The 26,554-nt window shown below is 59.2% G+C and carries 20 protein-coding genes and 1 pseudogene; 6 read left to right on the top strand and 15 right to left on the bottom strand.

Annotated features, from left to right (window positions below):
- Positions 1-100 precede the first annotated feature (100 nt).
- Positions 101-2,530 carry a glucose/quinate/shikimate family membrane-bound PQQ-dependent dehydrogenase gene (locus ACUTJJ_RS07700; RefSeq protein WP_445541817.1) on the bottom strand — a complete coding sequence of 810 codons (2,430 nt, stop codon included), beginning with the start codon at positions 2,528-2,530 and terminating at the stop codon, positions 101-103.
- Positions 2,531-2,929: 399 nt separating this feature from the next.
- Here ACUTJJ_RS07700 and ACUTJJ_RS07695 point away from each other — a divergent pair, with 399 nt between their 5' ends.
- Positions 2,930-3,829, top strand: coding sequence for a LysR family transcriptional regulator (locus ACUTJJ_RS07695; protein WP_445541816.1), 900 nt, complete (start codon positions 2,930-2,932; stop codon positions 3,827-3,829).
- Positions 3,830-3,989: 160 nt separating this feature from the next.
- Positions 3,990-6,278 carry an NADP-dependent malic enzyme gene (locus ACUTJJ_RS07690; protein ID WP_445541815.1) on the top strand — a complete coding sequence of 763 codons (2,289 nt, stop codon included), beginning with the start codon at positions 3,990-3,992 and terminating at the stop codon, positions 6,276-6,278.
- Between the two features lie 158 nt (positions 6,279-6,436).
- Here the strand turns inward: ACUTJJ_RS07690 and ACUTJJ_RS07685 are convergent, their stop codons facing one another.
- A complete protein-coding gene (locus ACUTJJ_RS07685) occupies positions 6,437-8,170 on the bottom strand; it encodes a methyl-accepting chemotaxis protein (RefSeq protein WP_445541814.1) in 1,734 nt (577 codons plus the stop codon).
- A 288-nt stretch (positions 8,171-8,458) separates the two neighbouring features.
- Here ACUTJJ_RS07685 and ACUTJJ_RS07680 point away from each other — a divergent pair, with 288 nt between their 5' ends.
- Positions 8,459-9,712 (top strand): NAD(P)/FAD-dependent oxidoreductase, encoded by a 1,254-nt coding sequence (locus ACUTJJ_RS07680; protein ID WP_445541813.1) that lies wholly within the window; start codon positions 8,459-8,461, stop codon positions 9,710-9,712.
- A 12-nt stretch (positions 9,713-9,724) separates the two neighbouring features.
- On the opposite strand, the gene ACUTJJ_RS07675 is transcribed toward ACUTJJ_RS07680, so the two are convergent.
- Positions 9,725-10,258, bottom strand: coding sequence for a hypothetical protein (locus tag ACUTJJ_RS07675; protein ID WP_445541812.1), 534 nt, complete (start codon positions 10,256-10,258; stop codon positions 9,725-9,727).
- A 65-nt stretch (positions 10,259-10,323) separates the two neighbouring features.
- On the bottom strand, positions 10,324-10,548 hold the full coding sequence (locus ACUTJJ_RS07670) for an aa3-type cytochrome c oxidase subunit IV (protein WP_063949169.1): 225 nt from the start codon (positions 10,546-10,548) through the stop codon (positions 10,324-10,326).
- A 390-nt stretch (positions 10,549-10,938) separates the two neighbouring features.
- Between ACUTJJ_RS07670 and ACUTJJ_RS07665 the strand changes: the two genes are divergently transcribed.
- Positions 10,939-11,478, top strand: a complete 540-nt coding sequence (locus tag ACUTJJ_RS07665) for a TRAP transporter small permease subunit (RefSeq protein WP_063949168.1) — start codon at positions 10,939-10,941, stop codon at positions 11,476-11,478.
- Between the two features lie 32 nt (positions 11,479-11,510).
- Positions 11,511-12,992 carry a TRAP transporter large permease gene (locus ACUTJJ_RS07660; RefSeq protein ID WP_445541811.1) on the top strand — a complete coding sequence of 494 codons (1,482 nt, stop codon included), beginning with the start codon at positions 11,511-11,513 and terminating at the stop codon, positions 12,990-12,992.
- Between the two features lie 359 nt (positions 12,993-13,351).
- Here the strand turns inward: ACUTJJ_RS07660 and ACUTJJ_RS07655 are convergent, their stop codons facing one another.
- Positions 13,352-14,449 (bottom strand): TRAP transporter substrate-binding protein, encoded by a 1,098-nt coding sequence (locus ACUTJJ_RS07655; protein ID WP_144576582.1) that lies wholly within the window; start codon positions 14,447-14,449, stop codon positions 13,352-13,354.
- Positions 14,450-14,738: 289 nt separating this feature from the next.
- Between ACUTJJ_RS07655 and ACUTJJ_RS07650 the strand changes: the two genes are divergently transcribed.
- A complete protein-coding gene (locus ACUTJJ_RS07650) occupies positions 14,739-15,494 on the top strand; it encodes a gamma-glutamyl-gamma-aminobutyrate hydrolase family protein (protein ID WP_445541810.1) in 756 nt (251 codons plus the stop codon).
- 96 nt (positions 15,495-15,590) lie between these two features.
- Here ACUTJJ_RS07650 and ACUTJJ_RS07645 read toward each other — a convergent pair whose 3' ends face one another.
- The 10 genes and pseudogenes from ACUTJJ_RS07645 to ACUTJJ_RS07600 all read right to left on the bottom strand — a co-directional run.
- A complete protein-coding gene (locus ACUTJJ_RS07645; protein ID WP_445541809.1) occupies positions 15,591-16,619 on the bottom strand; it encodes an ABC transporter permease in 1,029 nt (342 codons plus the stop codon).
- A gap of 32 nt (positions 16,620-16,651) precedes the next feature.
- Entirely contained in the window at positions 16,652-18,193 is a 1,542-nt protein-coding gene (locus ACUTJJ_RS07640; protein ID WP_445541808.1) for a sugar ABC transporter ATP-binding protein, read from the bottom strand.
- Between the two features lie 224 nt (positions 18,194-18,417).
- Positions 18,418-19,347: a sugar ABC transporter substrate-binding protein gene (locus ACUTJJ_RS07635; protein ID WP_063949162.1), complete on the bottom strand. Its 930-nt coding sequence runs from the start codon at positions 19,345-19,347 to the stop codon at positions 18,418-18,420.
- A gap of 346 nt (positions 19,348-19,693) precedes the next feature.
- Positions 19,694-20,404: a ribonuclease activity regulator RraA gene (locus ACUTJJ_RS07630; RefSeq protein WP_445541807.1), complete on the bottom strand. Its 711-nt coding sequence runs from the start codon at positions 20,402-20,404 to the stop codon at positions 19,694-19,696.
- Between the two features lie 33 nt (positions 20,405-20,437).
- Positions 20,438-21,235, bottom strand: coding sequence for an NAD-dependent epimerase/dehydratase family protein (locus ACUTJJ_RS07625; protein WP_445541806.1), 798 nt, complete (start codon positions 21,233-21,235; stop codon positions 20,438-20,440).
- Between the two features lie 11 nt (positions 21,236-21,246).
- Positions 21,247-22,971, bottom strand: coding sequence for an L-arabinonate dehydratase (araD, locus tag ACUTJJ_RS07620; RefSeq protein ID WP_445541805.1), 1,725 nt, complete (start codon positions 22,969-22,971; stop codon positions 21,247-21,249).
- A gap of 37 nt (positions 22,972-23,008) precedes the next feature.
- Positions 23,009-24,088 (bottom strand): ABC transporter ATP-binding protein, encoded by a 1,080-nt coding sequence (locus tag ACUTJJ_RS07615; RefSeq protein ID WP_445541804.1) that lies wholly within the window; start codon positions 24,086-24,088, stop codon positions 23,009-23,011.
- A gap of 22 nt (positions 24,089-24,110) precedes the next feature.
- A complete protein-coding gene (locus ACUTJJ_RS07610) occupies positions 24,111-25,154 on the bottom strand; it encodes a carbohydrate ABC transporter permease (RefSeq protein ID WP_445541803.1) in 1,044 nt (347 codons plus the stop codon).
- Positions 25,147-26,115, bottom strand: coding sequence for a carbohydrate ABC transporter permease (locus ACUTJJ_RS07605; RefSeq protein ID WP_063949156.1), 969 nt, complete (start codon positions 26,113-26,115; stop codon positions 25,147-25,149). The genes ACUTJJ_RS07610 and ACUTJJ_RS07605 overlap by 8 nt, the downstream gene beginning before the upstream one ends.
- A 57-nt stretch (positions 26,116-26,172) precedes the next feature.
- A pseudogene (locus tag ACUTJJ_RS07600) lies at positions 26,173-26,554 on the bottom strand (carbohydrate ABC transporter substrate-binding protein); the annotation flags it as partial.

Here is a 26,554-nt window from a genome sequence, read left to right as displayed (position 1 = left end):
GATGAGGTTCCGCACGAACGGGCGGCATGCCGCACGCAGACAAAGGAAAACCCCGAAATCATCTTCCGGGGTTTCCATTCAAAAAACTGAACGACACGGATCAGTTCGGTAGAGCATACGCGATGACGTAATCGCCACGATCCGGAGACTGCCGAGCACCTCCGGCCGAGATGACGACATATTGCTTGCCGGTCTTTGGCGACTTGTAGCTCATCGGGCCGCCCTGGCTGCCGACGGGAAGGCGGGCCTTCCAGACTTCCTTGCCGGTTGCCGTATCGAAGGCGCGCAGATAGTAGTCCTGCGTGCCAGCGATGAAGACGAGGCCGCCCTGAGTGGCAAGCGTGCCGCCAAGCGTCGGCATGCCGATCGGGATGGGCAGGCCCATCTTGATGCCGAGCGGACCCGTATCTTCGACCGTGCCCACCGGCACCTGCCATTTGATCTGCTGCGTCTTCATGTCGATTGCGGTCATGGTGCCGTAAGGCGGAGCCTGGCAGGGAATACCGAGCGCCGAGAGGAAACGGTTCTTGTTGACCGCATAGGGCGTGCCCTTCATGGGAACGACGCCCATGCCGGTGTTGACGCTCTCGCCACCGCTGGCGACAGCTTTGGTCGGCGCAGCTTCTTTCATCTGGATCCAGAGACCGAGGCGCATGTCATTGACGAAAATGGTGTTCGTCGTCGGGTCCGTGGAAATGCCACCCCAGTTCATGCCGCCGAGCGAGCCCGGGAAAGAGAGCGAGAGGTCAGTACCGGGTGCCGTGTAAAGTCCTTCATAACGCATGCCCTTGAAGGCGATACGGCAAAGAAGCTGGTCAAACGGGGTCGCGCCCCACATGTCCGCTTCCGTCAAGGTCTGCGCACCGATCTGTGGCATGCCGACCGAGCGTGGTTGCGTCGGCGCATAAGGCTCGTTCGGAATGTTGGCGGGCTTCACCGGAACTTCCTCAACCTTGGTCAGCGGCTGCCCGGTCGCCCGGTCGAGAACATAGATCTGCGCCGCCTTGGTGCCGAAGACCAATGCCGGCACAGTCGTTCCATCCGCTTTCGGGAAATCGATGAAGCTCGGCTGCATCGGCACGTCGAAGTCCCAGAGGTCGTTATGAACCGTCTGGTAGACCCATTTTTCGCGACCGGTCGTGGCGTCGAGCGCCAGCATCGAGGCACCATATTTGTGGTCGAGCGGTGTGCGGGTCACGCCGTACAAGTCCACCGAAGGGCTGCCGACAGGCATGAAGACCGTGTTCAGGTCCGGATCGTAGGACATGGATGCCCAGACGTTCGGCGTGGAACGCGTATAGGTTTGGCCCGGAGGCGGCAGTTTGGTGATGTCAGGATTACCCGGGTCGAACGCCCAGCGAAGCTCGCCCGTCACCACGTCAAAACCGCGCATCACGCCGCCAGGCATATCGACCTGCACGTTGTCGGCGATACGACCGCCAACAACAACGGTTGTGCCGGCGAGCGTGGGAGCCGAGGTCAGGACATATTGCGGGTCGGGGGCATCTCCCATACCGATTTTCAGATCGACGCGCCCATTGGTGCCGAAGTCAGGGCAAAACGCGCCGGTGTCGGCATCAAGCGCGATGAGTTCCGCATTGATGGTGTTCATCAAGATTCGGCGCTGGCAAAGCGCGCCTTCGGCCACCACCGCCGGCGTGACGGGCGTCGAGCCCGGCGCGGTCGGCTGTTTCAGCGGCGCCTTGGCATCGAAATAGGCAAGGCCGCGGCAACGCATCCAGACCGAGGATTTGGCGTTGATTTCCGTCTTCCACTTTTCAGCACCGGTGTCGGCATCAAGCGCGATGACATTATTGTGCGGGGTGCACAGGAACACGGTGTCGCCCACCTGCAGCGGCGTTTCCTGATCTTCCGCGCCGTTCGCGCCGGGGCTGATCGGAGTATCGCCCGTGTGATAAGTCCACGCCACCTCGAGGTTCTTGACGTTGTCGCGGGTGATTTGATCAAGCGCGACAAAGCGGCTGCCGCCGGAAGTATTGCCGTAATGTTCCCAGTTCTTCTGCTCCGTTTCCGGCGTTACGGGCGTCAGCGCGGCCGCCTCGCCATTGAAGGCGACGGTCGGATGCGCAACGAACATGCCGGCAAAACCGGCGCCGGAGGCGATGGCAAGAACCGCCGCAACCGCAAGAGAAGAGCCCAATGCAGGCGTTTTGCCAGCCGCACGTCGCAGCAGCGGGTACGACAGGGCAACAACGGTTGCCCCGACGCCGATTGCCAGCAGGCGGGAAATCAGCGGCCAGAAATGTAGCCCCACTTCCCATGCCGCCCAAATGCCGGTGAGGATGAAAGTGAGACCGAAAACAAGCGCACCCGCAGGCTTGCGCAGCAGAATGAGCAGGCCGGAGACGACGAGCGCGATACCTGCGACGATAAAATAGGGGCTGCCGCCGAGGGCGACGAGTTGGCCGCCGCCAATGGAGAAGAACAGTCCTGCGGCAATGATGACCGCGCCGAGCACCAACAGCCATAATCTGGCCGGGAGCGACAATGAAGTTGCTGGATTACCCATAATATTTGTCCGGTTAGAAGAGCCGCCCAGAAGGCTTAAGGCCCGATGATCGTTCAGTGTCCCGCAAAGCGCGGACAGTTCGTCGCCGATGCGGCGATACGAAGGTGCGCCGGTGGCGGCGCGGCTGAACGGGGAACAATGGTGGGGAAGACTTCCGTTGTAACTGTCATTTGACCCATTCACTGCAGGTTACCGCCGTCCCCTTGGACGGCAGACAATGTGCTTGAACAAATCCTCCCCGGTCCGGATCGCCCTCACCTGCACAGGCGATAAAGACGCTCACGATCCTGAACTGCGGTATAACGTCGCCTGCGACAAGATGACAATGCGCGAAAAGGACAATTTTGATAAGCTGCACTTATATCACGCAAAGCCTGCCGCTATAAAGACCTCTCTGCCATGGACACTCGACAACTTACCATATTCGTGGAGGCCGCAAGGGCCAGGAATTTCCGCGCCGCAGCCATACAGCTCGGAATTGCCCAGCCGGCCGTTACACAGCGCATCCGACAACTGGAGGAAACGCTTGGCTTCAAACTCTTTCATCGCATCAATCGCGGTGTGGAACTCACGCCGGCGGGGCAATCCATGCTCGTGGAGGCGGAAGAAATCCTCGCCCGCACCAAAAGCGCGATGGACAAGGCGCGGCAGATAAGGCGTGGCCAGCTGGGAACGCTGCGCATAGGTTATGGCACCAGCGTCATGGCCGAGCGGAAGCTGCCGGCGCTCATCACCCGCTATGGGGATGAGCACAGGGATGTGACTCTGGAGCTCTTGCCTGGCATGACGATGGAACAACTGATCGAGCAAGTGGAAACGCGCAAGACCGATGTCGCCTTCATCCGCACGCCCCTTCCCCCGCTACCCCAAACCCTGAGGGCCATGCCGTTCGACCGCTCGAAACTATGCGTGGCGGTTTCGGAAGACCATCCGCTTGCCTCCCGCTCCAGACTCTCGGCTGGCGACATCGCGCAGGAAAATCTCCTGCTGCCGATCGACGAGATCGGCCTGGGCCTCAGCAACAGCGCACTGACCCTTTTCGAGGATGCCGGTTGCGAGCCGAAGATCGGCATGCGTATCGCCAATATCAATACGATCCTTGCACTTGTGGAAGCAGGTGCGGGAATTTCCATTCTGCCGGAAAGCACCGTGCGTTCCACACGTGGCATTGCCGCTGTGCCGATCGACAGCGCCGAGGCATGGTCTGACTGCGTGCTCGTCGTCAGGCGTGGCCCACTCGCCCTTCATGTGGACGCCTTCGTAAATATGGCGCTCCGAGCTTACCGACGAGGCTCCTGAGGACAGCAAGCGGACTTAATCGATTAAAACGTCTTTAAATTTCATTACGCTTAAATTTGCTGCACTGAACAACAATGAAAGGCTTGGCAGGCGCGCGAAAAATACAATAACAACGGCTGATATTTCTACATTGTTATCGCCAGGAAAGCACGCTCAGCCCATGTCCGACACGACAAAACCCGCAAGCACCAGAACATCGGTTACGGATCAGGAAGCCCTTGATTTCCATGCACAGGGCAGACCGGGCAAGCTGGAAATCACCCCGACGAAACCGATGGCAACCCAGCGGGACCTGTCGCTCGCCTACTCTCCCGGCGTGGCCGTACCGGTAAAAGCCATCGCCGAAAATCCGGCGACCGCTTACGATTACACGACGCGTGGCAACATGGTTGCCGTCATTTCCAACGGGACTGCGATCCTTGGCCTTGGCAATCTCGGCGCGCTAGCCTCCAAGCCAGTGATGGAAGGCAAGTCAGTTCTCTTCAAGCGCTTCGCCGACGTCGATTCCATCGATCTTGAGGTCGATACCGAAGACGCGGACGAATTCATCAATTGCGTGCGTTATCTCGGCCCCTCCTTCGGCGGTATCAATCTCGAAGACATCAAGGCGCCGGAATGTTTCATCATCGAAAGCCGGCTGCGCGAACTGATGGATATTCCCGTTTTCCATGACGACCAGCACGGCACCGCGATCATCGCCGCCGCAGGCCTCATCAACGCCATCGAACTGACAGGGCGCGATTTCAAGACGACAAAGCTCGTTTGCAACGGTGCAGGCGCCGCCGCGATTGCCTGTATGGACCTGATCAAGGCGATGGGCTTCAACCCGGAAAACATCACCCTCTGCGACACCAAGGGGGTAATTTATCAGGGCCGCACGGAGGGTATGAACCAGTGGAAATCCGCGCACGCGGTGAAAACTGAGAACCGTACCCTGGCGGAGGCAATGAAGGGCGCGGACGTCGTCTTCGGCCTGTCGCAGAAGGGCGCCTTCACCGAGGAGATGATCCGTTCCATGGCGCCGAAGCCGATCATCTTCGCGATGGCCAATCCCGATCCCGAAATCACGCCCGAGGAGGTGTCGCGCATTCGCGACGACGCGATCATGGCGACCGGTCGCTCCGATTATCCGAACCAGGTCAATAACGTCCTTGGCTTCCCCTATATCTTCCGCGGCGCGCTTGACGTTCGCGCCCGCCAGATTAACGATGCGATGAAGATTGCTGCTGCACAAGCGCTTGCCGATCTGGCGCGTGAGGACGTGCCTGACGATGTGGCGGCCGCCTATCAGGGCAACCGCCCGCGTTTCGGGCCGCAATACATCATTCCGGTGCCTTTCGATCCACGCCTGATTTCGGCCATTCCCGTTGCCGTGGCCAAGGCTGCCATAGAAACCGGCGTCGCCCAGCGCGAATTGCCTGATCTCGATGCCTATGCCCGCGAGCTTTCCGCACGCCGCGACCCGATGGCCTCGACGACGCAGCGCCTTTACGAGCGCGTTCGGCGCTCGCCAAAGCGCGTGGTCTTTGCCGAAGCGGAAGAAGAACAGGTCATGCGCGCGGCGATTTCGTTCACCGCTCAAGGGCTTGGCACCGCCATCCTGCTCGGCCGTGACGATATCATCAAGGCCAATGCGGAGCGTGCTGGCATCGATCTCGACCGTGCCAATATCGAAATCACCAATGCCCGTCTCTCCAGCCGCGTCGATGCCTATATCGACTATCTTTACGCTCGGCTGCAACGCGGCGGCTTCCTGCTGCGTGACGTGCAACGCCTGATCCACAACGACCGCAACCACTTCGCCGCCTGCATGGTGGCAATGGGCGACGCTGACGCGGTAGTGACGGGCGTTACACGCAATTATTCCACCGCGCTGGAAGACATCCGCCGCTGCATCAACACCAAGCCGGGGCACCGCGTGATCGGGGTTTCTCTTGTTGTCTCGCGCAACCGCACCGTTTTCGTCGCCGATACCGCCGTCCATGACATGCCGAATGCTGAGGACCTCGCCGATATCGCCGAAGAGGTAGCGGGCCTCGCGCGCCGTTTTGGTTACGAGCCCCGCGTTGCTATGCTCGCTTATTCCACCTTCGGCCAGCCGGTCGGTGAACGCTCCGACAAGGTACGCGAAGCGGTGAAAATCCTCGACAGGCGCAACGTCAACTTCGAGGTCGATGGCGAAATGTCGGCCGACGTCGCGCTGAACCACCAACGCATGCAGAGCCAGTATCCCTTTGCGCGGCTGTCTGGCCCGGCCAATGTTCTGGTCATGCCAGCCATCCATTCCGCCTCTATCTCGACCAAGATGCTGCAGGAACTGGGCGGAGCGACCGTCATCGGTCCGCTGCTCGTTGGCCTCGATAAATCGGTACAGATCACCTCGATGGGTGCCAAAGACAGCGATATCGTCAACATGGCAGCGATAGCGGCCTATAACGCCGGACGATAATGGACCGCCTGCACGGATTGATCCCTGCCGACGGAACACGCCCAGCACGAAGTCGAACCGTTCTCTCAGGAACGCCGCCTTCGCTTTAAACAGAAATGCGGTGGCTGTTTTGCAGCCGCCGCATTTTATCTCGTTAGAGCCTGCCTGCCGAAGCCCCCTCAGGCGGCCCGCGCCGGCCGATGGGACTGCCGCCCGGCATTTGGCCGCGCGGTATGGATTGAAGAGCCATCCTCACGCTGCACAGAGCGGCGGTTGAGCTTGAACAGGCTCACGAGCTGAGACAGAGCCTCTGCCCCTTCTGCAAGTGTCGCGCTGATCGCCGTCGTCCTTGCACTCATCGCGGCATTTTCCTGCGTCATACGGTCGAGCTGGCTGACGGCCCTGTTGATTTCGCCGATGCCGAGAGATTGCTCGTCGGCTGCCTTCGCGATCATGTCGACATTGCTGTCGATATGTTTCACCAGCGCATCGATCTGCTTGAGAGCTTCGCCGGTTTCGCCAACGAGCCGTACACCTTCCAGCACTTCGGTGCCGGAATTATTGATCAGCGCCTTGATTTCCTTGGCGGCATTGGCGGAACGCTGCGCAAGTTCGCGAACTTCCTGAGCAACAACCGCAAAGCCCTTGCCTGCATCGCCCGCACGCGCCGCTTCGACACCGGCGTTGAGTGCCAAGAGGTTGGTCTGAAAGGCGATTTCATCGATGACGCCGATAATCTGGCTGATCTCCCGCGACGCCGTCTCGATCCGCTGCATGGCGTTGACGGTCCGCGCCACCACCTCCGTCGAAATGGATGTCGATTCGCGGGCGCTCTGAACGAGCCTTCGGGTCTCCCTGGTATTTTCAGTGGAGGAATGAACGGTTGCCGTGATTTCCTCCAGCGCGGCGGAGGTTTCTTCAAGCGCCATGGCCTGTTCGCGCGAACGCTCCGCCAGCTGTACCGATGCCTCGCTTACTTCCTGGCTGCTGCGTGTCAGATCACCTGTCTGGCCAAGCACATTTTCCAGCGTCTTCTGGAATTCGGCGATGGACTTGTTGAAATCGCGGCGCAGACCTTCGAATTCGCCGATGAACGGCCGGTCGAGGGTAACGCGGATGTTGCACTGGGAAAGCCGCTCAAGCGCTTCGCCCAGCTCTTCCACGGCACGAACCCGCTCGGTGATGTCAAAAGCGAATTTCACCACCTTGAACACGCGGCCGCGATCATCAAGGATCGGGTTATACGAGGCCTGAATGAAGACGCGTTTCCCGTCCTTGCCAAACCGCATGAACTGGCCGGTGGAGAAACTGCCCGAGCGTAGCTCCTCCCAGAAGGTCCGGTAATCCGCGGATTCAACATAGGATGGCTCGCAGAACATCGAGTGATGTCTGCCGACAATCTCATTCTCCTGATACCCGACCGCCTCCAGAAAATTGGCATTGGCGCAGAGAATGGTTCCGTCGGGGTCAAACTCGATCATGGCCTGCGCGCGAGATAGCGCCGCCAGCTTGCCGTTATCTTCGGCGCTCTTTCGCCTCGTCATGGTAATGTCGCTTGCAATCTTTACGACCTTGTAGGGTTTACCGAAACGGAAAACGGGATTGTAGGAAGCTTCGATCCAGAGCTCGTCGCCGTTCTTGGTCCGGCGGCAATATTGCCCTTTGTCGTGTTCACCGCGCGACAGCTTCTCCCAAAAATGACGATATTCGGGAGAGGTGACTTCATCTGGAGAAACAAACATCCGGTGATGCCGACCGACGATCTCCGACTCCGTGTAACCGACAGCCTTGCAGAAATTCTCATTCGCCTTGAGGATGTTACCATTGAGATCGAATTCAATGATGGCTTGGGAGTTGCTGAGGGCGTCTAGAACCGCGCTCGCATCGAAACCGAACTTTGAAAAACGAGACATACTGAAATCCCCAAATTTACTGAATACGGACTGCCCGCCGTTCTGAAACCGGTTGCCGGCCTGGCTGCGAGAGAACCTAGTAGACGTGCGTTAAATAGCACTTAATGATGGAGCATAACTATTAATAGCTGAAAGTATTTTTCCTGCCGTTTCCTTGGCGTCGCCTTGTGCCGTCAGCGCTTATTTGCCACACCACTAATATTTCTTCGAAGGCGGCATGAAGCGGCCTTTCATCTGCGAGGCATTCATTGGTATTGCGATCCAAGAAATTGTCTTGCAGGAGCGCCGATGACCAAAACCCTGAAATGCGACGTGCTGGTCATCGGCACCGGCATTATCGGTTCCATGGCGGCGCTTTATCTGCAGAATGCCGGCCGCCATGTGGTGCTGCTGGAGCGCGGCGACGGTGCACGGGGCGCAAGCTCCGGTAATGCCGGCATCCTGGCATTTTCCGAAATCATTCCCATCCCCGCCCCCGGCATCATGAAAAAAGCCCCCCGCTGGCTATTCGACCCGCTCGGGCCACTAAGCGTCCCGCCGGCCTATGCGAGCAAGATAGCGCCTTGGCTGTGGCGCTTCTGGCGCGCCAGCGCCGAGCGCAACTTCCGCCATGGCCTGAAGGCACTGACCGACATCAACCGGCTGTCCAGCGTTGAAATGGCCCATGTTGCGGCCATGCCGGAGCTTTCGCACCTCATTTCCAAAACCGGCACGCTCGATCTTTACGACAGCGAGGCAAGCCTTGAAGCTTCGCGCAAGGACTGGGACGAAAAGGAGCGCGCCGGATTTACCTTCCAGCGCGTCGGTCGCCGGGAAATCGAAGAGCTGCAACCGGGACTCGCGCCGCAATTTGGCCACGCTGTATTTTCTCCTGATGGCTTGCAGGTTTCGGATCCTTACGATTTCACCCGCGCGATTTTCGATCTCGTCATCGCCCGCGGCGCCAGCTTGCGAAAAGGCGAGGCTGAGCGCATCGACGCCGTCGGGGAAAGTACGATCGTCACGCTGGAAAATGGTGACAAGATCGATGCCGACAGGGTGATTGTCGCCTGCGGCGCGTGGTCCCGGAAGCTCGCGGCATCGCTTGGCAATGCCGTGCCACTCGAAACGGAGCGTGGCTACAACACCACGCTTCCCGCCAATGCCTTCAACCTGACGCGTCAACTTTATTTCAATGACCACGGTTTCGTCGTCACGCCGCTTGCAAACGGCATTCGTGTCGGCGGGGCGGTGGAGCTTGGCGGTCTGGAACTGCCAGCCAATTTCCGCCGCTCGGAAGCGATGCTGAAAAAGGCGGGACGCTTCCTGCCCGGGCTGAAGCTTGAGGGCGGGACGCAATGGATGGGTTTCCGCCCGTCCATGCCGGATTGTCTTCCCGTCATCGGAACGGCAAGGGCAACCCCTTCTGTCATCTACGCTTTCGGCCATGGCCATCTGGGCCTGACCCAGTCCGCCGCCACCGCGCGGCTGGTGACGCAGCTCGTCAACGGCCAAGACACGACCATTTCCGTCGATCCGTTTCGGGCCGGACGCTTTTCCTGACCGTCAAGCCTGTTACTTCACCGGCTCCATCGATCCTTCGGGGAATTTTACATCGGCAAAGGACGGATAGACCTTGCGCAGAATGCTCACCTGCTGCTGGTCGGTGACCCGCAGAAGATACCAGTCTGCACCATCCAGCATTGCCAGCGTATGGGATCTCGCCTCGATTGTCTGGCCGCCTGTTTCCATGACCGTCTTGGTGGGAACGAGAGCATAAGGCGTACCATCAGGCGTCTGCGCATAGGTGATCGCCTGCTTGTCCATGCTGAATTCGGTGATCTTCACCGCTGCGAGCGCCATCTGCATCTGCGCCGTCAGCGCAGTCCGCAACTGTTCCACAGTGATGCCGGCGTCTTTTGCGATCGACTCGAATATCTTCGGCGGCACGGTTTTGCCGACGAGCTCGAAATCCTGCGCGTTCAACGCAGCGTCGAACCGCTCGATCTGTTTCAGCAGGCTATCCTGCTCTGCCCCCGACAGGTCACGCGACCATGACGGATGCGAAAGCGTCACCAGCAGAAACAGGCAATAGAACAGGCGTTTCATCACAGTGCCTCTCCGGCCGTTCGGCAATGTCGGCTATCGCCCAAACCGCCTACGAGCGTATTCGCTCAGCGCAATAGAATGAAGCCTGCGACAGAAAGGACGAGGAAGACGACCAAACCGCCGAGCAGACCCGCCGATGTGAAGAAGCCTGCAACCATCGCCAGCATCAAGACGCACAGCACCATAGTGCCATACTTCGTCAGGGCCAGGAAACCGTTATAGGTCTTCTCGTGTTCGGCATAATTCATCTCGGCACCAACTTCGACCGGACCTGTGTGGTGTTCGCTCATTCCGCTTCCCCTTTGCTCCATCCAACACGGCCGCGACCCGCGGCTTGCCCCCCAAATCGATCGAGCGCTCATGCCGGATTCTCCATAGCTTGACCTAACATAAACCCGGCGAAAGACGCAATGCACCGCGCGCGAAAGAAAGGCGAAGTCACAAGAGAGAAGAAATTCTGAGCCTGCGCAACATCCTTTCAGGCGGGGTTGAAAAAAGCGCGTAAAAGCCCCGTTTCCTCGCGGTTTTTGTTGCTTTTCATGTCGCTGGACCATACACGGGAATCTGTGGGGAGGAACACCGGGACCTGTGGAAGCGGAGGCACGTGGAGGCGTGGCCGCGGGGAAAGGCACCCGGCTTTACTTTCCGCCACAAGCCCGAAAAGGGAAGAGGGGAAAGTCATGAAATCGCTCTTGAAATTAAGTGCGCTGATAGATCTTGTCAGCGAAGGTCTAGGCAAGGTCGCCGGATATCTCGTACTGATCTGCTGCCTTGTGAGCGCCGGCAACGCCATGGTCCGTTATGCCCTGAACTATAGTTCGAATGGCTGGCTGGAAATCCAGTGGTACATGTTTGCCTTTATCGTGCTGATCGGCGCTTCCTACACACTGCGCATGAATGAACATGTGCGCGTGGACATTATCTACGGCGCGATTTCGGCGCGAAAGCGGATCTGGGTGGATATTATCGGCATCGTGCTGTTCCTGCTGCCAGGCTGCTTCTACCTCGCCTGGCTGTCCTGGCCGATGTTCACCCTGTCATGGTATCAGAACGAGATGTCGTCCAATGCCGGCGGCCTCATCCGCTGGCCGGTCAAGCTCATCATCTTTGCCGGTTTTGCCCTGCTGGTTCTGCAGGGGTTTTCCGAACTCATCAAGCGCATAGGCGCCCTCAACGGGCTTTATGCGCTCGACACCAAGTACGAAAAGCCCCTGCAATGATCGCGCCGATCTGAACCTTCAGGATATTTCACATGTTTGAATATGGAATTCTTCCACCACTGATGTTCCTCGGCATGATCATTTTCATGCTCTATGGATTTCCGGTCGCTTTCTCGCTCGCCACTGTCGGCCTCGTCTTTGGGGTCATTGGCATCTTCACCGAGCATTTTTCACCGGCCTTCCTTCAGGCTCTGCCGCTGCGCATCTTCGGCATCGTCTCAAACGATCTTCTGCTCGCCATTCCCTTCTTTACCTTTATGGGCGCCATCCTGGAGCGATGTGGGCTCGCGGAAGATTTGCTTGAGGGAACCGGTAAACTCTTCGGCGCCATTCCCGGCGGCCTCGCTTATGCCGTCATCATCGTCGGCGCGATCCTTGGCGCCATTACGGGCACGGTTGCGGCTTCCGTGATCACCATGGGCGTGATCTCGCTGCCGATCATGCTGAAATATGGCTACAATCCGCGCCTTGCCACCGGGGTCATCGCGGCATCCGGAACGATCACGCAGGTCATTCCACCCTCGCTGGTACTGATCGTCCTGGCCGACCAGCTCGGAAAATCGGTTGGCGACATGTATCTCGGCGCGATCGGCCCATCGATCCTGCAGGTCGCCATCTTCATGCTCTTCATCCTGTTCATGTCGATCGTGCGACCGAAGGACCTCCCGGCACTGCCGCCGGAAGCGCGCGGTGAACTCAATCGGGCGCTAGTGTTTCGTGTGCTCGCGGGCATGATCCCTTCCATCGTGCTGATTTTCCTCGTCCTCGGCACCATCTTTCTGGGGCTGGCCACCCCGACCGAAGCGGGTGCGCTGGGCGTCGTCGGCGCCATGGCTCTCGCCGCTGCCCATCGTCGCCTCACCTGGGACCTCGTCAAGCAGGGTATGCATTCCACCATGCACATCACGTCGATGGTGGTGTTCATTCTGGTCGGCGCGACCTGCTTCTCCCTCGTCTTTCAGGGCATGGACGGTTCACTCTGGATCGAACACATGTTGTCGGGCATTCCCGGCGGCCCCATCGGCTTTCTGATCTTCGTCAACATCTTCATCTTCTTCCTGGCCTTCTTTCTCGATTTCTTCGAGATCGCCTTCATCGTCATTCCGATGCTGGCACCGATCGCCCAGTCGCTAGGCATTGACCTCATCTGGTTCGGTGTCCTGATCTGCATCAACATGCAGACGAGCTTCATGCACCCGCCCTTCGGCTTTGCGCTGTTTTACCTGCGCTCCATTGCGCCGCGCTCCGTCAAGACATCGGATATCTACATGGGCGCCATTCCGTGGCTCGGCATGCAGCTCATCCTTGTCGCCATCGTGATCTTCTGGCCGGAATCCGTCACCTACTGGCTCGATAAAGCGCCGCCGGTCGACCTGAATTCCATCAAGATCGAAATACCAGCCTTCGGCAATCAGGGTGGTAACACGATGCCGAACTTCGGCCTGCCGGGGGGCCAGCCGGGCGGGTTGCCGGGCACGCCGAATCTGGGCGAGCCGCCGAAAATCGGGCCCTGACGACCGACTTATAGATAGATCGGCGCAAAGCTGCTGACAGCAACGTGGAAGGCAAGGTTGCCCCTTGCCTTCCACCTTTTTGAATCAAACCAGACCATCGCAACCAGCCTGCCCGGCTCCTCCCGCTGACGAACGACTTGCACGACGTTTTCGACCCGCGCCCAATGGCAGGTTCGCAGAGGACAGCGTGCTATTTCACCGGCCTGCCCCGGCTGTTCACGGGCCGCCGCCTTCGTTCTCAGAGGCGTTATAAATCGCCATCTACTTTTTCGAATCCGCGAAAGTATAAGCAAGCAACAAAAACCCCGGAGACCGAAGTCTCCGAGGCCTTTGCCCGGGCCGCCGCCGTTGCCGAATGATCAGAGCTTGCCGTTGCGCTGCTGGATCATCATGAAGGTGTCGAAAGTATATTCAGCGAGCTGCATCCAGAGATATCCCTCGCGCTTGAAGGCTACCTGATCCTCGTAGATTTTCTTGAAGTCAGGATTGGACGCCGAAATATTGGCGTAGACCTCGAGCGCCGATTTATAGCAAGCCTCGAGAATTTCCTGGCTGAACGGCCGCAGCACAGCACCTTCAGACACCAGCTGCTTGATGGCGATCGGGTTCCTGGCGTCGTACTTCGCCATCATATTGGTATTTGCGAAGGCGCAGGCGTCCTGCAGAGCCGTCTGGTAGTGCTTCGGCAGGCTGTTCCACTTGTCGAGATTGACAAAGGAGTGGATGACCGGACCGCCTTCCCAGAAGGCCGGATAATAATAATACTTCGCCACTTTCTGGAAGCCGAGCTTGTGGTCGTCGTAAGGGCCAACCCATTCCGCCGCATCGATGGTGCCCTTTTCGAGCGCCGGGTAAATATCGCCGCCGGCGATCTGCTGCGGCACGACGCCGAGCTTTTCAACCACCTTGCCTGCGAGACCGGCGATACGCATCTTCACGCCCTTGAAGTCATCAACCGTATTGATTTCCTTGCGGAACCAGCCACCCATCTGGGCGCCGGTGTTGCCTGAAATCATGCCGTAAAGATTGTGCTTGGCGTAAAACTCGTTCAGCAATTTGTTGCCGTTGCCCTCATAGAACCAGGAGTTCGTCAGGCGAGCATTGAGGCCGAAGGGTATGGCCGTGCCGATGGCAAACGTCGGGTCCTTGCCGACATAATAATAGGAGCAGGTGTGGCACATTTCGACGGTGCCTGAAGACACCGCATCGGCCGCCTGCAGACCAGGCACGATTTCCCCGGCGGCAAAGGGCTGAATGGTGAAATTGCCATCCGTCGCGGCGGCCACATGTTTGGAAATATCCTCTGCGCCGCCATAAATCGTGTCGAGTGATTTCGGAAACGATGACGTCAGGCGCCATGTGATCTTGGTATTTTGCTGCGCAATGGCGGGCGCAGCCAGTGCTGCCGTGGCAGCCCCCGCAAGCGCACCTTTTCTCATAAAGGAACGGCGATCCATCTATATCCTCCCAGATATGAACGCTACCTGCAGCTTTGAATTCCCCTCGTTGCTGTTCAGGCAAAGCAAAGTAAGCACGGTTGGAGCCCGGCTGACAAGCGCCTGCGCCGAGAATTAATGGCGGAAGAACCTGTCAGCCGGGGAATTTTCTCCGCGTTTTATTTGCAACCGAAATATCGCGGCATTGCCTTATACTTTAGGTGCATGGACGATTGAGTGCAGGTGTAAGCAGAGCTTGACTTGGCAGGCCGGCAGCCCCACAAATTCGAAAATTCGTCCCGGAGCCATCATGCCAAAACCCATCATCGCCGTTCCCGCCGACATCAGGCATTTTGCCGGAGCCGACTGGCACGCCGCGCAGAACCAGTACCTTTCCGCCGCCCTGAAAGTCGCCGGCGTCATGTCTTTCGTCGTCCCCGCATTCGAGAATGGCAATGAGATCGACGCCATTCTGGACCGGGTGGATGGCCTGCTGGTATCCGGCTCCGCGACCAACGTGCACCCTTCGCTCTACCGAAAGGAGGCGCAGGAGAGTGACGGCCCTTTCGATCCCGCCCGCGATGCCACCAGCCTGCCGCTCATTCGCCGCACCATCGAGCGCGGAATTCCAATGCTCGCCATCTGCCGTGGCATTCAGGAGCTGAACGTGGCGCTTGGCGGCACGCTGGCGTCCGAAATCCAGGAACAGCCCGGCACATGGGACCACCGCAAGCCGGAACATGACGATCGCGACGTGGCCTTCGCCATTCGCCAGCCGGTTCATGTGCGCGAAGGCTCCTGCATCGCACAGCATCTCGGCATGTCGGGCGAAATCCAGATCAATTCACTGCACCGGCAGGCGATCGCCGAAACCGCACCGCGTCTGCAAGTGGAAGCAACGGCGGCGGACGGCACCATCGAGGCCGTCTCGGTTATAGACGCCAAAGGCTTTGCTGTCGGTGTACAGTGGCATCCGGAATATTGGGCAGAAACGGATGCGCCATCGCGGGCGCTGTTCGAAGCCTTCGGCAAAGCTGTCCACGCCTACCGAGACAGCAAGGTCTGATCCCGTTGCGCTGTGGGGCGCAAGCACGCCCCTGTCGTCAGGACATAAAAAAGGGGCAAGCCCTGAAAGCTTGCCCCAGCTCGGGAGGAGGAGGATTTAGCGCTTTGCGCGCTTCTTCTGGCGGTAGACGTCGGCCACCACGGCGGCGACGATGATCAGGCCTTTGACGATCTCCTGATAGTAGGCGTCGACCCTGAGGAATGTGAAGCCGGACGTCATGACACCCAGAATGATCGTGCCGATCACGGTTCCGGTGATACGTCCCGCGCCGCCGGCCAGCGACGTACCGCCGATAACGGCTGCGGCGATGGCATCAAGCTCATACATCACGCCCATACCGGCCTGTGCGGTCTGCGCACGGGCGGCGGTGACCACACCGGCAAGACCTGCGAGCATACCGGCAATCGCATAGACCTTGACCAGATGCGCCTCGATATTGATACCGGACACGCGCGCGGCCTGCTGGTTGGCGCCGATCGCATAGGTAAACTTGCCGTAACGCGTATAGCGCAGCGCCACATGGAAGATGACGGCAACGACGAGGAACACCACGACCGGCCAGATGCCAGTGCCGATGAAATTGAAGCCATCGGTGAGGCCGGAGATCGGCTGACCCTTCGTGTACCATTTGGAAAGACCGCGCGCTGTCACCATCATGCCGAGGGTGGCGATGAACGGCGGAATTTTGGTTCGGGCAATAAGCTGGCCGTTAATGAAACCCGCCAATGCACCAGCCAGAACGCCGACTGCCAGCGGAATGAAAAAAGGCAGGTCGGTCAAACCAGGATAAAGCGCCCGCGGCCATGTCGACGACTGCCCGACGCTCGCGGACAACATCGCGGTCAGGCCGACGACGGAGCCGGAAGAAAGATCGATGCCGCCGGTGATGATGACCTGCGTCACGCCAACGGCGATGATGCCGATGACAGACACCTGCAGGATCATGATCGTCAGGCGCTGCTGATTCATCAAAAAGCTCTGGCCGATGAAAATCCAGCCGAGGATTTCATAGACCAGCGCAATGCCGATCAGAACGAAGAAAATATTGGCCTCGGGCGGTATGCGCCGGTGCGGCTTGCGTCCGGATTTTGCACCCAACTCCACGTCGGCGGCGTTCGTAGTCATAATAATTCCTCCTCGAGAAATCCCGGCGCGCCTCACCGCGATGCGAGATCCATCACCTTCACCTGCGTGGCTTCACTTCTATCAAGGAAGCCGGTCAGCCGACCTTCATGCATGACCATGATGCGGTCGCTCATTCCCAGAACCTCCGGCATTTCGGAGGAAATCATGATGACAGCGACGCCCTGGCGCGCCATCTCGCAAACCAGCTTGTGGATTTCCGCTTTGGCCCCGACATCGATGCCGCGCGTTGGCTCATCCAGAATAAGAATGCGCGGCTTGGTCAGCATCCAGCGGCCGATCAACACCTTTTGCTGGTTGCCGCCCGAAAGGTTCTCGATGCGCTCATAAAGATGCGGCGTCTTGACCCGAAGCTTGCGGCACATCTCCTCGCAGGCTTCCGACAGGGCGCTTTCCTGCACGAAGCCATTGGCGACATATTTGTCCTGCAGGACCGCAATCTGCATGTTCTCGAGAATATTGAGGATCAGCAGGCACCCGGTGTCCTTGCGGTCCTCCGTCAGGAACGCCATGCGATGGCTGATGGCCGTCGTCGGGCTGTCGATCGACACGGTCTTGCCGTTGATTTCAATCGTGCCGGAGGACGCAGGCGTCACGCCGAAGACGGTTTCCGCCACGTTGGAACGGCCAGATCCGACGAGGCCGGCAACGCCGAGAATTTCACCGGCGCGGACATCGAAGGAGACGTCATGGAAGACGCCATTGAGTGTCAGGCCCTTGACAGACAGCACTACATCGCCGATCGGGACCTCTTCCTTCGGAAACATCTGCGTGATTTCGCGGCCAACCATCATGCGGATGATGTCGTCTCGCGTCACATCGGTCGAGGCGTGGGTCCCGATATACTTCCCATCGCGAAACACCGAAAACTCATCGGCGATCTCGAACAGCTCGTTCATCTTGTGGGTGATGTACACGATACCGATGCCGCGTTCCCTCAGATCGCGAATGATGCGGAACAGATGCTCCACCTCACGCTCCGTCAGCGCAGATGTCGGCTCGTCCATGATGAGGACGTCGGAATCGTAGGAGACAGCCTTGGCAATCTCAACCATCTGACGGCTCGCGACCGAGAGTTCGCCGACGCGGGTCTCGGGATCGATGTCGATACCGAGCCTCTCAAGCAGCGTCTGGGTGCGCCGGTACATTTCACCATGGTCGATGAAGCCAAGCCGATTTTTCGGCTCGCGGCGGATCCAGATATTTTCCGCAACGGTCATGTAGGACATCAGGTTCAGTTCCTGATGGATCATGGCGATGCCGTTTTCCAGCGCATCGAGAGGGGAATCGAGACGGATCGGCGCGCCCTTGAGGCGAATTTCGCCCTTGTCCGGCTGGTAAATCCCCGCGAGGATCTTCATCAGCGTTGACTTGCCGGCGCCGTTCTCGCCCATCAACGCGTGAACGCTGCCGCGCTTGAGGTGAAACTGCACATCGTCGAGTGCCACGACGCCAGGAAACTCCTTGCGTATACCATCCGCCGCGAGAAGAAATTCCGCATTCGGCACGGCTCCGCTGGCGCGCACGGCGGCCATTGTTGATGGACTGACGACCATCTTATCCTCCACAATAGACAAAATTCCGGCGTCAGGCATTCTCCTGCAGCGCCCTGCCTCCGAGGAGGCTTGCAGCACCATGTCGATCAGGACGTTAAGGGGCGCTGCAACGGTTTCACGACGGAAGTCGGGCATCGATCGGCTGGGCCGGCACTGCCTCCGGCGCAGCCAGGAGCCGGCACCCTGACCCGATAACAATCGGACACGGATGCCGGAGGAAGGCCTTAGTTCTTGGCCACGTAGTCCTTGACGTTTTCAGGAGTTACGAGCTGGAAGGGAATGTAGACCTTCTTCTCGACCTTGTCGCCCTTCACGAGCTTCAGCGCTGCATCAAGAGCGCCCTTGCCCTGTCCTGCCGCGTCCTGGAACACTGTAACATCGAGGTCGCCCGCCTGCATCGCGGCAAGTGCGTCCTGTGTCGCATCCACACCGGCAACGACATATTCCTTCATGTCCTTGCCGGCCGACTTCAGAGCCTGGATGGCGCCGATGGCCATTTCGTCGTTGTTGGCGATGACGGCGTTGAACTCGACGCCGCTCGACAGCCAGTTGGTGACGAGGTCGGCACCCTGGGTACGCTGCCAGTTCGCAGTCTGCTCTTCCACGATCGAGATGCCTTTGCACTCGTCGGTCTTGAGAACATCATGAACCGCCTGGGTACGCATGCGCGCGCCCTGGTTGGAAAGCTCGCCCATCATCACCACGGCCTTGCCCTTACCACCGAGAAGGCGGCAGACTTCTTTGGTTTCGAGCGTGCCGGCGACTGTTTCTTCGGAAGCCACGAAGGCCTGGCCATCCGGCAGGCTGTCAACGTTCACCGGCTGGCGGTTGACGTAGACGAGCGGAATCTTGGCATCGGCGGCAAGCTTCGACATGGCGGCCGTCGCGTCCGTATCGACGGGGTTGACGATGATCGCATCGACCTTGGAGGCGATGAAATTCTGGATCTGGCTCTGCTGCTTGGCGACGTCGTTCTGCGCGTCTTCGACCTGGAGGGTAACGCCCTTCAGTTCCTTGGAATAGTCCTGCATGCCATTGCGCAGCACCGTCAGGAAGTTGTCGTCGAACAGCGCCATCGAAACGCCGACAGTCTCTGCATGTGCCGCCGTGCCCATAAGCACAGATACGGCTGCACCGATGATGAATTTCCTCATTGTTTTTCTCCTCCATGGCGTCCGGTGCCGCCTCTCCCAACCGGAGGCGAACCCGCAGGTTCGCCGCAACCTCCTCACACCAGAAAACGGAATAATGAAACCGAATTTCTGTCTGTTCGATATATTTATTCCATTTTTGGCTCAGACGTCAATGCCTTCTTCGCAGCGACGCTGCAAAGCGGGACACAAGGCGGTAATGGGCTTGAATTTTCAGAAAAAACGATTTCGGAGCGAATGTTCGGTAAGCGCCGAGCGCCCTTATCAATCATTGGATCCATTGGAGGCTCAAACAGAAACGCCGCGCAACTGGCGTCGCGCGGCGTTGGTTTTCGAATGGCCTGAGTGTTCAGCGATTGTTGATCTTACGCCACTCCGCAAAAGCAGTCTGATGCTCTTCCTTTGTGCAAGGGTAAAGCCCGATGATCGTCTCTCCGGCTTTCACCTGCTCCACCACGAAATCTTCGTAGGCCGTCATTTCCACCGCTTCCGTCGCCACCTCATCGGCAATGTCGGCGGGGATGACGATGACGCAATCCGCATCGCCCACAATGATGTCCCCGGGAAAGACCGGCGCATCGCCGCAGCCGATGGGGCCGTTGATCTCGATAGCCTCGTGTTTGGTGAGATTGGTGGGGCTCGAAGGCCGGGTGTGGTAGGCCGGAATATCCAGCTCGGCAATCGTGGCCGCATCCCGAAAACCGCCATCGGAAACGATGCCCGCACCGCCGCGCACCATCAGGCGCGTGACAAGAATATCGCCGGCCGAGGCGGCCGAGGCATCCTTGCGGCTGTCCATGACAAGCACATGGCCCGGCGGGCAGGTTTCGATGGCGACGCGCTGCGGGTGGGCCGGATTGCGAAATTCGACGAGCTGGTTGCGATCCTCGCGGGCCGGCATGTAGCGCAGGGTAAAGGCAGGGCCAACCATGTTCTTGCCCTTGTAGCCCAGCGGGCGCACGCCCTGGATGACCTGGTTTCGCAGGCCGCGCTTGTAGAGCGCTGTCGCCAGCGTAGCGACGGAAATCGTCAACAGTTTTTCGCGCGTTTCATTGTTCATATCTGTCTCCTCGCAATGGCCGGATAATGTGTTTCAGGTCCTGTGAATGGGCTCATCGATAAAAACCCCGCCCTGGTATTTCGCGATCGCGGCCTCGGAATCGGGGCGCGGGACGTCGCGCTCGATTTCGGCCCGGTAGCGCGCGGCATTGTCGCGCCGCTGCCAGCCGAGAAAATCGACATGAGAATTATCCCACCAGCTGTCGTCATTGGCCGAAACGCCCCAGATAACCGGGCAGCCGAGTTTTGGGACCCGAAAGGTCGCCTCTATCAGAGAGACGAAGTCGCCATAGCTGAGCCAGGTCGACAACATGCGCCAGTTCGTGGGTTTCTCGTCACAGGAGCCGATGCGCACGATGGCCGTCTCCTGTCCGAATTTGGAATGGTAGAGGCTCGCCATCGCCTCACCGAAAATCTTGGAAACCCCGTAGAGGCCATCAGGCAGAAAAGGCGTCTCAGGACCAAGCTGCTGCCCCTGGGGATAATAGCCGATCGTGTGGTTGCTGGAGGCAAACAGGATGCGAGGATTGCCGTGTGCCCTCGCCGCTTCATAGAGATTGTAGACACCACGCAGATTGGCGGCCTCTATTGGATCGAAGGCCCTCTCGACAGAGATACCGCCGAGATGAACGATGCCGTCACAGCCCTTGACAAGATCATGCACTGCCTGCTCGTCCTCCAGCGCGCAGCGGACGAGCTCTTCATGGGGCGCTGGCGAACCGAGATCAACCACATCAGAAAGACGGATGGTTTCAGCAACATGGCCAAGCCGTCCGCGCAACATGCTGCCCAGCTTGCCGCCGGCACCGGTGATGAGCAATCGCTTCAACATAATGGTGCCTCTCAGAAAATATCCGGCTCGCCGGCGGAACGTCCGAAATCCGTCTGCAGGAAGTCGAAGTCACAACCCTGATCCGCCTGCGTGACGTGTTTCGAAAAGAGATAGCCATAGCCACGCTCATAACGCGGCGCAGGCGCCTGCCATGCCCGCCGGCGCTCTGCAATTTCCTCTTCGCTGACCAGCATATCGAGGCGGCGCTGCGGCAAATCGAGGCGCACAATATCGCCGGTTTTCAGCAGTGCCAGCGGACCGCCGACGAAACTCTCCGGTGCGACATGCAGGACGCACGCCCCGTAGGACGTGCCGGACATGCGGGCGTCTGAAATGCGCAGCATATCGCGATGACCCTTTTTGATCAGCGCCTTCGGGATTGGCAACATGCCCCATTCGGGAAAACCGGGGCCGCCGAGCGGACCGGCATTGCGCAGCACCAGCACATGGTCGGGCGTGACGTCGAGATTTTCATCGTCGATGGCGGCTTTCATTTCCGGGTAGCTGTCAAATACGAGCGCCGGCCCTTGATGGACATGCAGTTTGGGATCGCAGGCGGCCGGCTTTATGACGGCACCGTCAGGGCAGAGATTGCCGCGCAGCACGGCAAGCGAGCCTTCAGCATAAACGGGATTGTCAAGCGAGCGAATAACGTCATCATTATAGACCTTCGCGCCCTCGAGATTTTCGCCCATGCTGCGGCCGGTTACGGTCAGCACGGAACAGTCGAGACGACTTTCCAGCTGCTTCATCAGCGCCCTAAGGCCACCGGCGTAAAAGAAGTCCTGCATCAGATAGTCTTTGCCGGAAGGACGGACATTGGCGATGAGTGGCGTAACGCGGCCAAGTTCGTCCAGCTCGTCCAGCGTCATCGGCACACCGGCGCGGCGCGCCATGGCGATGAGGTGGACGACGGCATTGGTGGAGCAGCCGGTGGCCATCGCAACGATGGCGGCATTACGGAAAGCTGCCGCCGTCAGGATCTGGTCCGGTGTCAGGTCTTCCGACACCATCTCGACAATGCGGCGGCCGCAGGCGGCGGACATGCGCTGATGTTCGGAATCGACGGCCGGAATGGAGGAGGCACCCGGAAGGGTGATGCCGAGCGCGTCGGCAATGGCCGTCATGGTCGAGGCCGTGCCCATCGTCATGCACACACCGGCAGAACGGGCAATGCCGCCCTGCACGCCACGCCATTCCTCGTCCGTCACATTGCCGGCGCGGCGCTCATCCCAATATTTCCAGGCGTCCGAACCCGACCCCAGAACCTTGCCGGCATAATTTCCGCTCATCATTGGGCCGGCGGGCAAATAGATCATCGGTACACCGGCCGATATCGCACCCATGACGAGGCCGGGTGTCGTCTTGTCGCAACCGCCCATCAGCACCACGCCGTCAAGCGGATGCGAGCGGATCATTTCCTCCGTCTCCATGGCCAGCATGTTGCGGTAAAGCATGGACGTCGGCTTGGTGAAGCTCTCATCGACCGAGAGCGAAGGCATTTCGACCGGGAAGCCACCCGCCTGCAACACGCCGCGTTTCACGTCCTGCACGCGCTCGGGAAAGTGCGAGTGACAGGTGTTGAGTTCCGACCAGGTGTTGAGGATACCGATGACGGGTTTCCCGACAAAATCCTCCTCCGCATAACCCAGCTGCATCATGCGCGAGCGGTGGCCGAAACTGCGCAGGTCGTCGGGTGCGAACCAGCGGTCGGAGCGGAGTTTTTTATCGGTCATGTCAATGGTCCTGCATTGCGGGTTGCGCTTAAGGCTGTCAGTCGTGCCGGAGCGTTAGCCCGCTCGTCGTATCGAAGAGATGGATGTGTTGAAGCGGCGCCGACAGGCGGATGACTTCGCCCGCCGATGTCGAGGTCTGGCCGGAAAGATGCAGCGTTACGGGAGTGCCATCACCGAGATTGCCGTAGAGATAGGACTCCCCGCCCAGCTGTTCTGCTGTGCGAACCGACATCGTCAGTGCGCCGCCTTCGCCCGGCTCCACATGGTTCGGGCGCACGCCGAGCGTCACCTTCTGACCGGGCTTATAGGCAAAGCCGGTCTGCGGCAGCGGGATCAACTCGCCGGTCGCGATCTTCAGCGCGGGCGTTGCGTCCGAGGTCACTTCGCCTGCGAAAAAGTTCATTTTCGGGGAGCCGATAAAGCCTGCCACGAAGAGATTGGCCGGGCGGTTATAGAGATCGAGCGGCACGCCGAATTGCTCGAGCTTGCCGGCGCGCAGAACGGCGATCTTGTCGGCCATGGTCATGGCTTCCACCTGATCATGCGTGACGTAGATCATGGTGTTGCCGAGCCGCCGATGCAGACTGGAAATTTCGCCGCGCATATCAACGCGCAACTCTGCGTCGAGGTTGGACAGGGGTTCGTCAAAAAGGAAGACGCGGGGTTCACGCACCACGGCGCGACCGATGGCGACGCGCTGGCGCTGACCGCCCGACAGGTCCTTGGGGCGACGCTCCAGAAGCTGGTCGATCTGCAGCATCTTGGCGACCTGGGCGATCTTCTCGGCGATTTCCTTCTTAGGCGTGCCGATATTCTCAAGACCAAAAGAGAGATTTTCGCGGACCGTCATATGCGGATAAAGCGCGTAGGACTGGAACACCATGGCAAGGCCACGATCGGCAGCGGGCACGGTGTTGACCACATCGCCACCGATGACGATATCGCCGCCGCTCAACTCTTCGAGGCCGGAAATCATGCGCAGCAGGGTGGACTTGCCACAGCCGGAAGGGCCGACGAACACGCAGAATTCGCCATGTTTGATATCGAGATCGACGCCTTTGATCACATCGAGCGCGCCATATGTCTTTTTGACCTGACGAAGCTGAATACTTGCCATTGTCGTATTTCCTCCCTGAGGATTATTTGCCGCCAGTCGATGCAATGCCGGTGGCGATGTATTTTTGCAGGAACATGAAAACCAGGGCGATCGGGGCGAGTGTCAGCACCGTCATGGCCAGAAGATTGCTCCATTCCGTCGTCATCTCGCCCTGGAAGGAGTTGAGCGCCAGCTGCAGGGTGAAGTTGTCGTTGCGGGTCAGCACGATGAGCGGCCAGAGGAAATCGTTCCAGCGCCACATGATCGCAAGGATCGCCAGAACCGCAAGCGCCGGTGCTGAAAGCGGCAGAATGATGCGCCAGTAGATCTTCCACTCGCTGGCCTTGTCCATGCGCGCCGCATCGAGAATTTCATCCGGGATCGTCAGCATATATTGCCGGAGCAGGAAGACGCCGGTCGGTGTAGCCGCACCGGGTATAATCACGCCCCAGAGACTGTTGATCATGCCCAGCTGGCTGGTGATGAGAAACAGCGGCACGAGCACGACGGTCTGCGGGATCATCAGCGTACCGACCACCAGCGCCAGCACGGCGCCCCTGCCCTTGAACTGATATTTCGAGAGCGCGAAGGCCGCCATGGAATTGACGATCAGCATGATGATGGTCGAGGTCACCGTGATGAAGGTCGAGTTCCAGAAATAGAGCGGGAAATTGAAGCGCTGGAAAAGCTCGGTATAGTTTTCCGTTGCCAGTGCCACCTTTTCGGCAGGCTTCAGCTCGTTGAACGGCATCTTCAGGACTTCGGCCGGCTTGGCGGGGTCGACCACCTGCGCCACGAGGCCGATGCGCCTGATCATGCCGAGCTTGCGGCCGTCTTTATCCACATAGGCCGGCAGCGGATTTGGCTGCCCGTCCACGGCCACGGTTTCCTGGCTGTAGGGCAGAAGGCGCGGCGGGAAGCGCTGGAGGTCCGCTTCCGTCTTGAACGAGGAGAGCACCAGCCAGACGACGGGGCCGAACATCATCAGCACGGCAACGCCGAGATAGGCGTAGGACAGCCAGTCGGTCCAGTGCAGCTTGCCGTCGCGGCCGCGGGTACGGGTCAGAAATGCGCCAATCCTAGCCATCGACCTTGCTCCTGTTTGCCCGGAATTGCAGGGCGGTCAGCACCACGAGCACCACGGCGAGCAGCAGCGAAGCCGCAGCCGCGAGGCCGAAATTGCGGGGCGTCCCGGCAAAGCCGGTCTGATAGATGAACTGAATGATGAAAGTCGTCGCCGAACCCGGGCCACCGCCAGTAAAGGCAAAGACTTCATCGAATGTCTGCACGCCCTTGATGACAGACAGGACGAGAACGACCAGCATGGTGGGCGCAAGCAGTGGCAGGGTAATGCGCCGGAAGATGCGCCACGGGCTCGCCTTGTCCAGCTGCGCGGCCTCATAGACATCGCGCGGGATCGCCTGCAGGCCGGCGAGAAGAATGAGCGTGTAAAAGCCCATATGCGCCCAGACCGACAGGAAGACCGACCAGCCGAAGGCAAGATTAGCTTCGAGCAGCCAGTCCACCGAACCGAGACCGAGCCCCTCCATGGCGGCATTCAGGACGCCGAAACGCTGGAGAATCCACTTCCAGATCAGCGCCACGACAACGGGCGACAACAGAACCGGGAAGAAGAAGACCGCGCGAAAAAAACCACGCGCACGGATATCACGATTGAGCACGATGGCCGTGATCAGTGAGAATCCGACCATGAAACCCACCTGCAGCACGACAAAGAACAGCGTGTTCCAGACGGAGCGCCAGAAGAGGTCACGCTCGCAGGAATTCGGATCAAGGTAGTTCTGACAGGAAAGAAGGACCGAAAAGTTTTCGCCGCCCACCGAAGGGCGCTCGGAGAGCAATATTTGTTCGCTGCCGGTCACGGAGTAGGCCATGTTCAGCACGATGGGCAGAAAGGCGAAGACCGCAAACAGGATCAGGTTGGGCGTCAGAAACACCCAGGCGATCCGACGGTGGCCGAGGACCTTCTGCAGGAAGGAAAAGGGCAGTTCGACAATACCCATGACGGGAGCAAGAAATTTATACATGAGGGTCCTCCTTCTATCCGGCGCGGCGCGGCATGCGCCGCGCCGGAAGGCGACGGATCACTTCGCCTGCTTCAACGCTTCCTCAAGGTCCGCCTTCGCACGGGCCATCGCTTCATCGACGGTGCTCTCACCAACGATGGCCTGGGTGATGCGCTGGACCGAGATGTTGAACATGGCGCGGTTGTTCTTGTAGCCCTGATAGGCATAGGCAATCGGGCTGATGCCGGGCACCTGATCCAGCCAGGCGTTCATGGCCTTCTGCGTTGCAGGCGTTGCGCCCGTGTAGGTCACGCCCTTGTCAGCCACGGCCTTGTTGGCTGGAACGTTGCGGGTGCGCATGGTGAAGTCGAGATAGTTCTCGTCCTGAGCGAGGAAGTTCAGGATGTCGGCAACGATCTTGGGGTTCTTGGTCTGCTTGAAGCCGACGATCCCGGTGCCG

Source organism: Agrobacterium sp. DKPNP3 (assembly GCF_052686535.1).
Note: the sequence above shows the minus strand (reverse complement) of the source record. Positions and strands in the feature narration are given on the sequence as shown.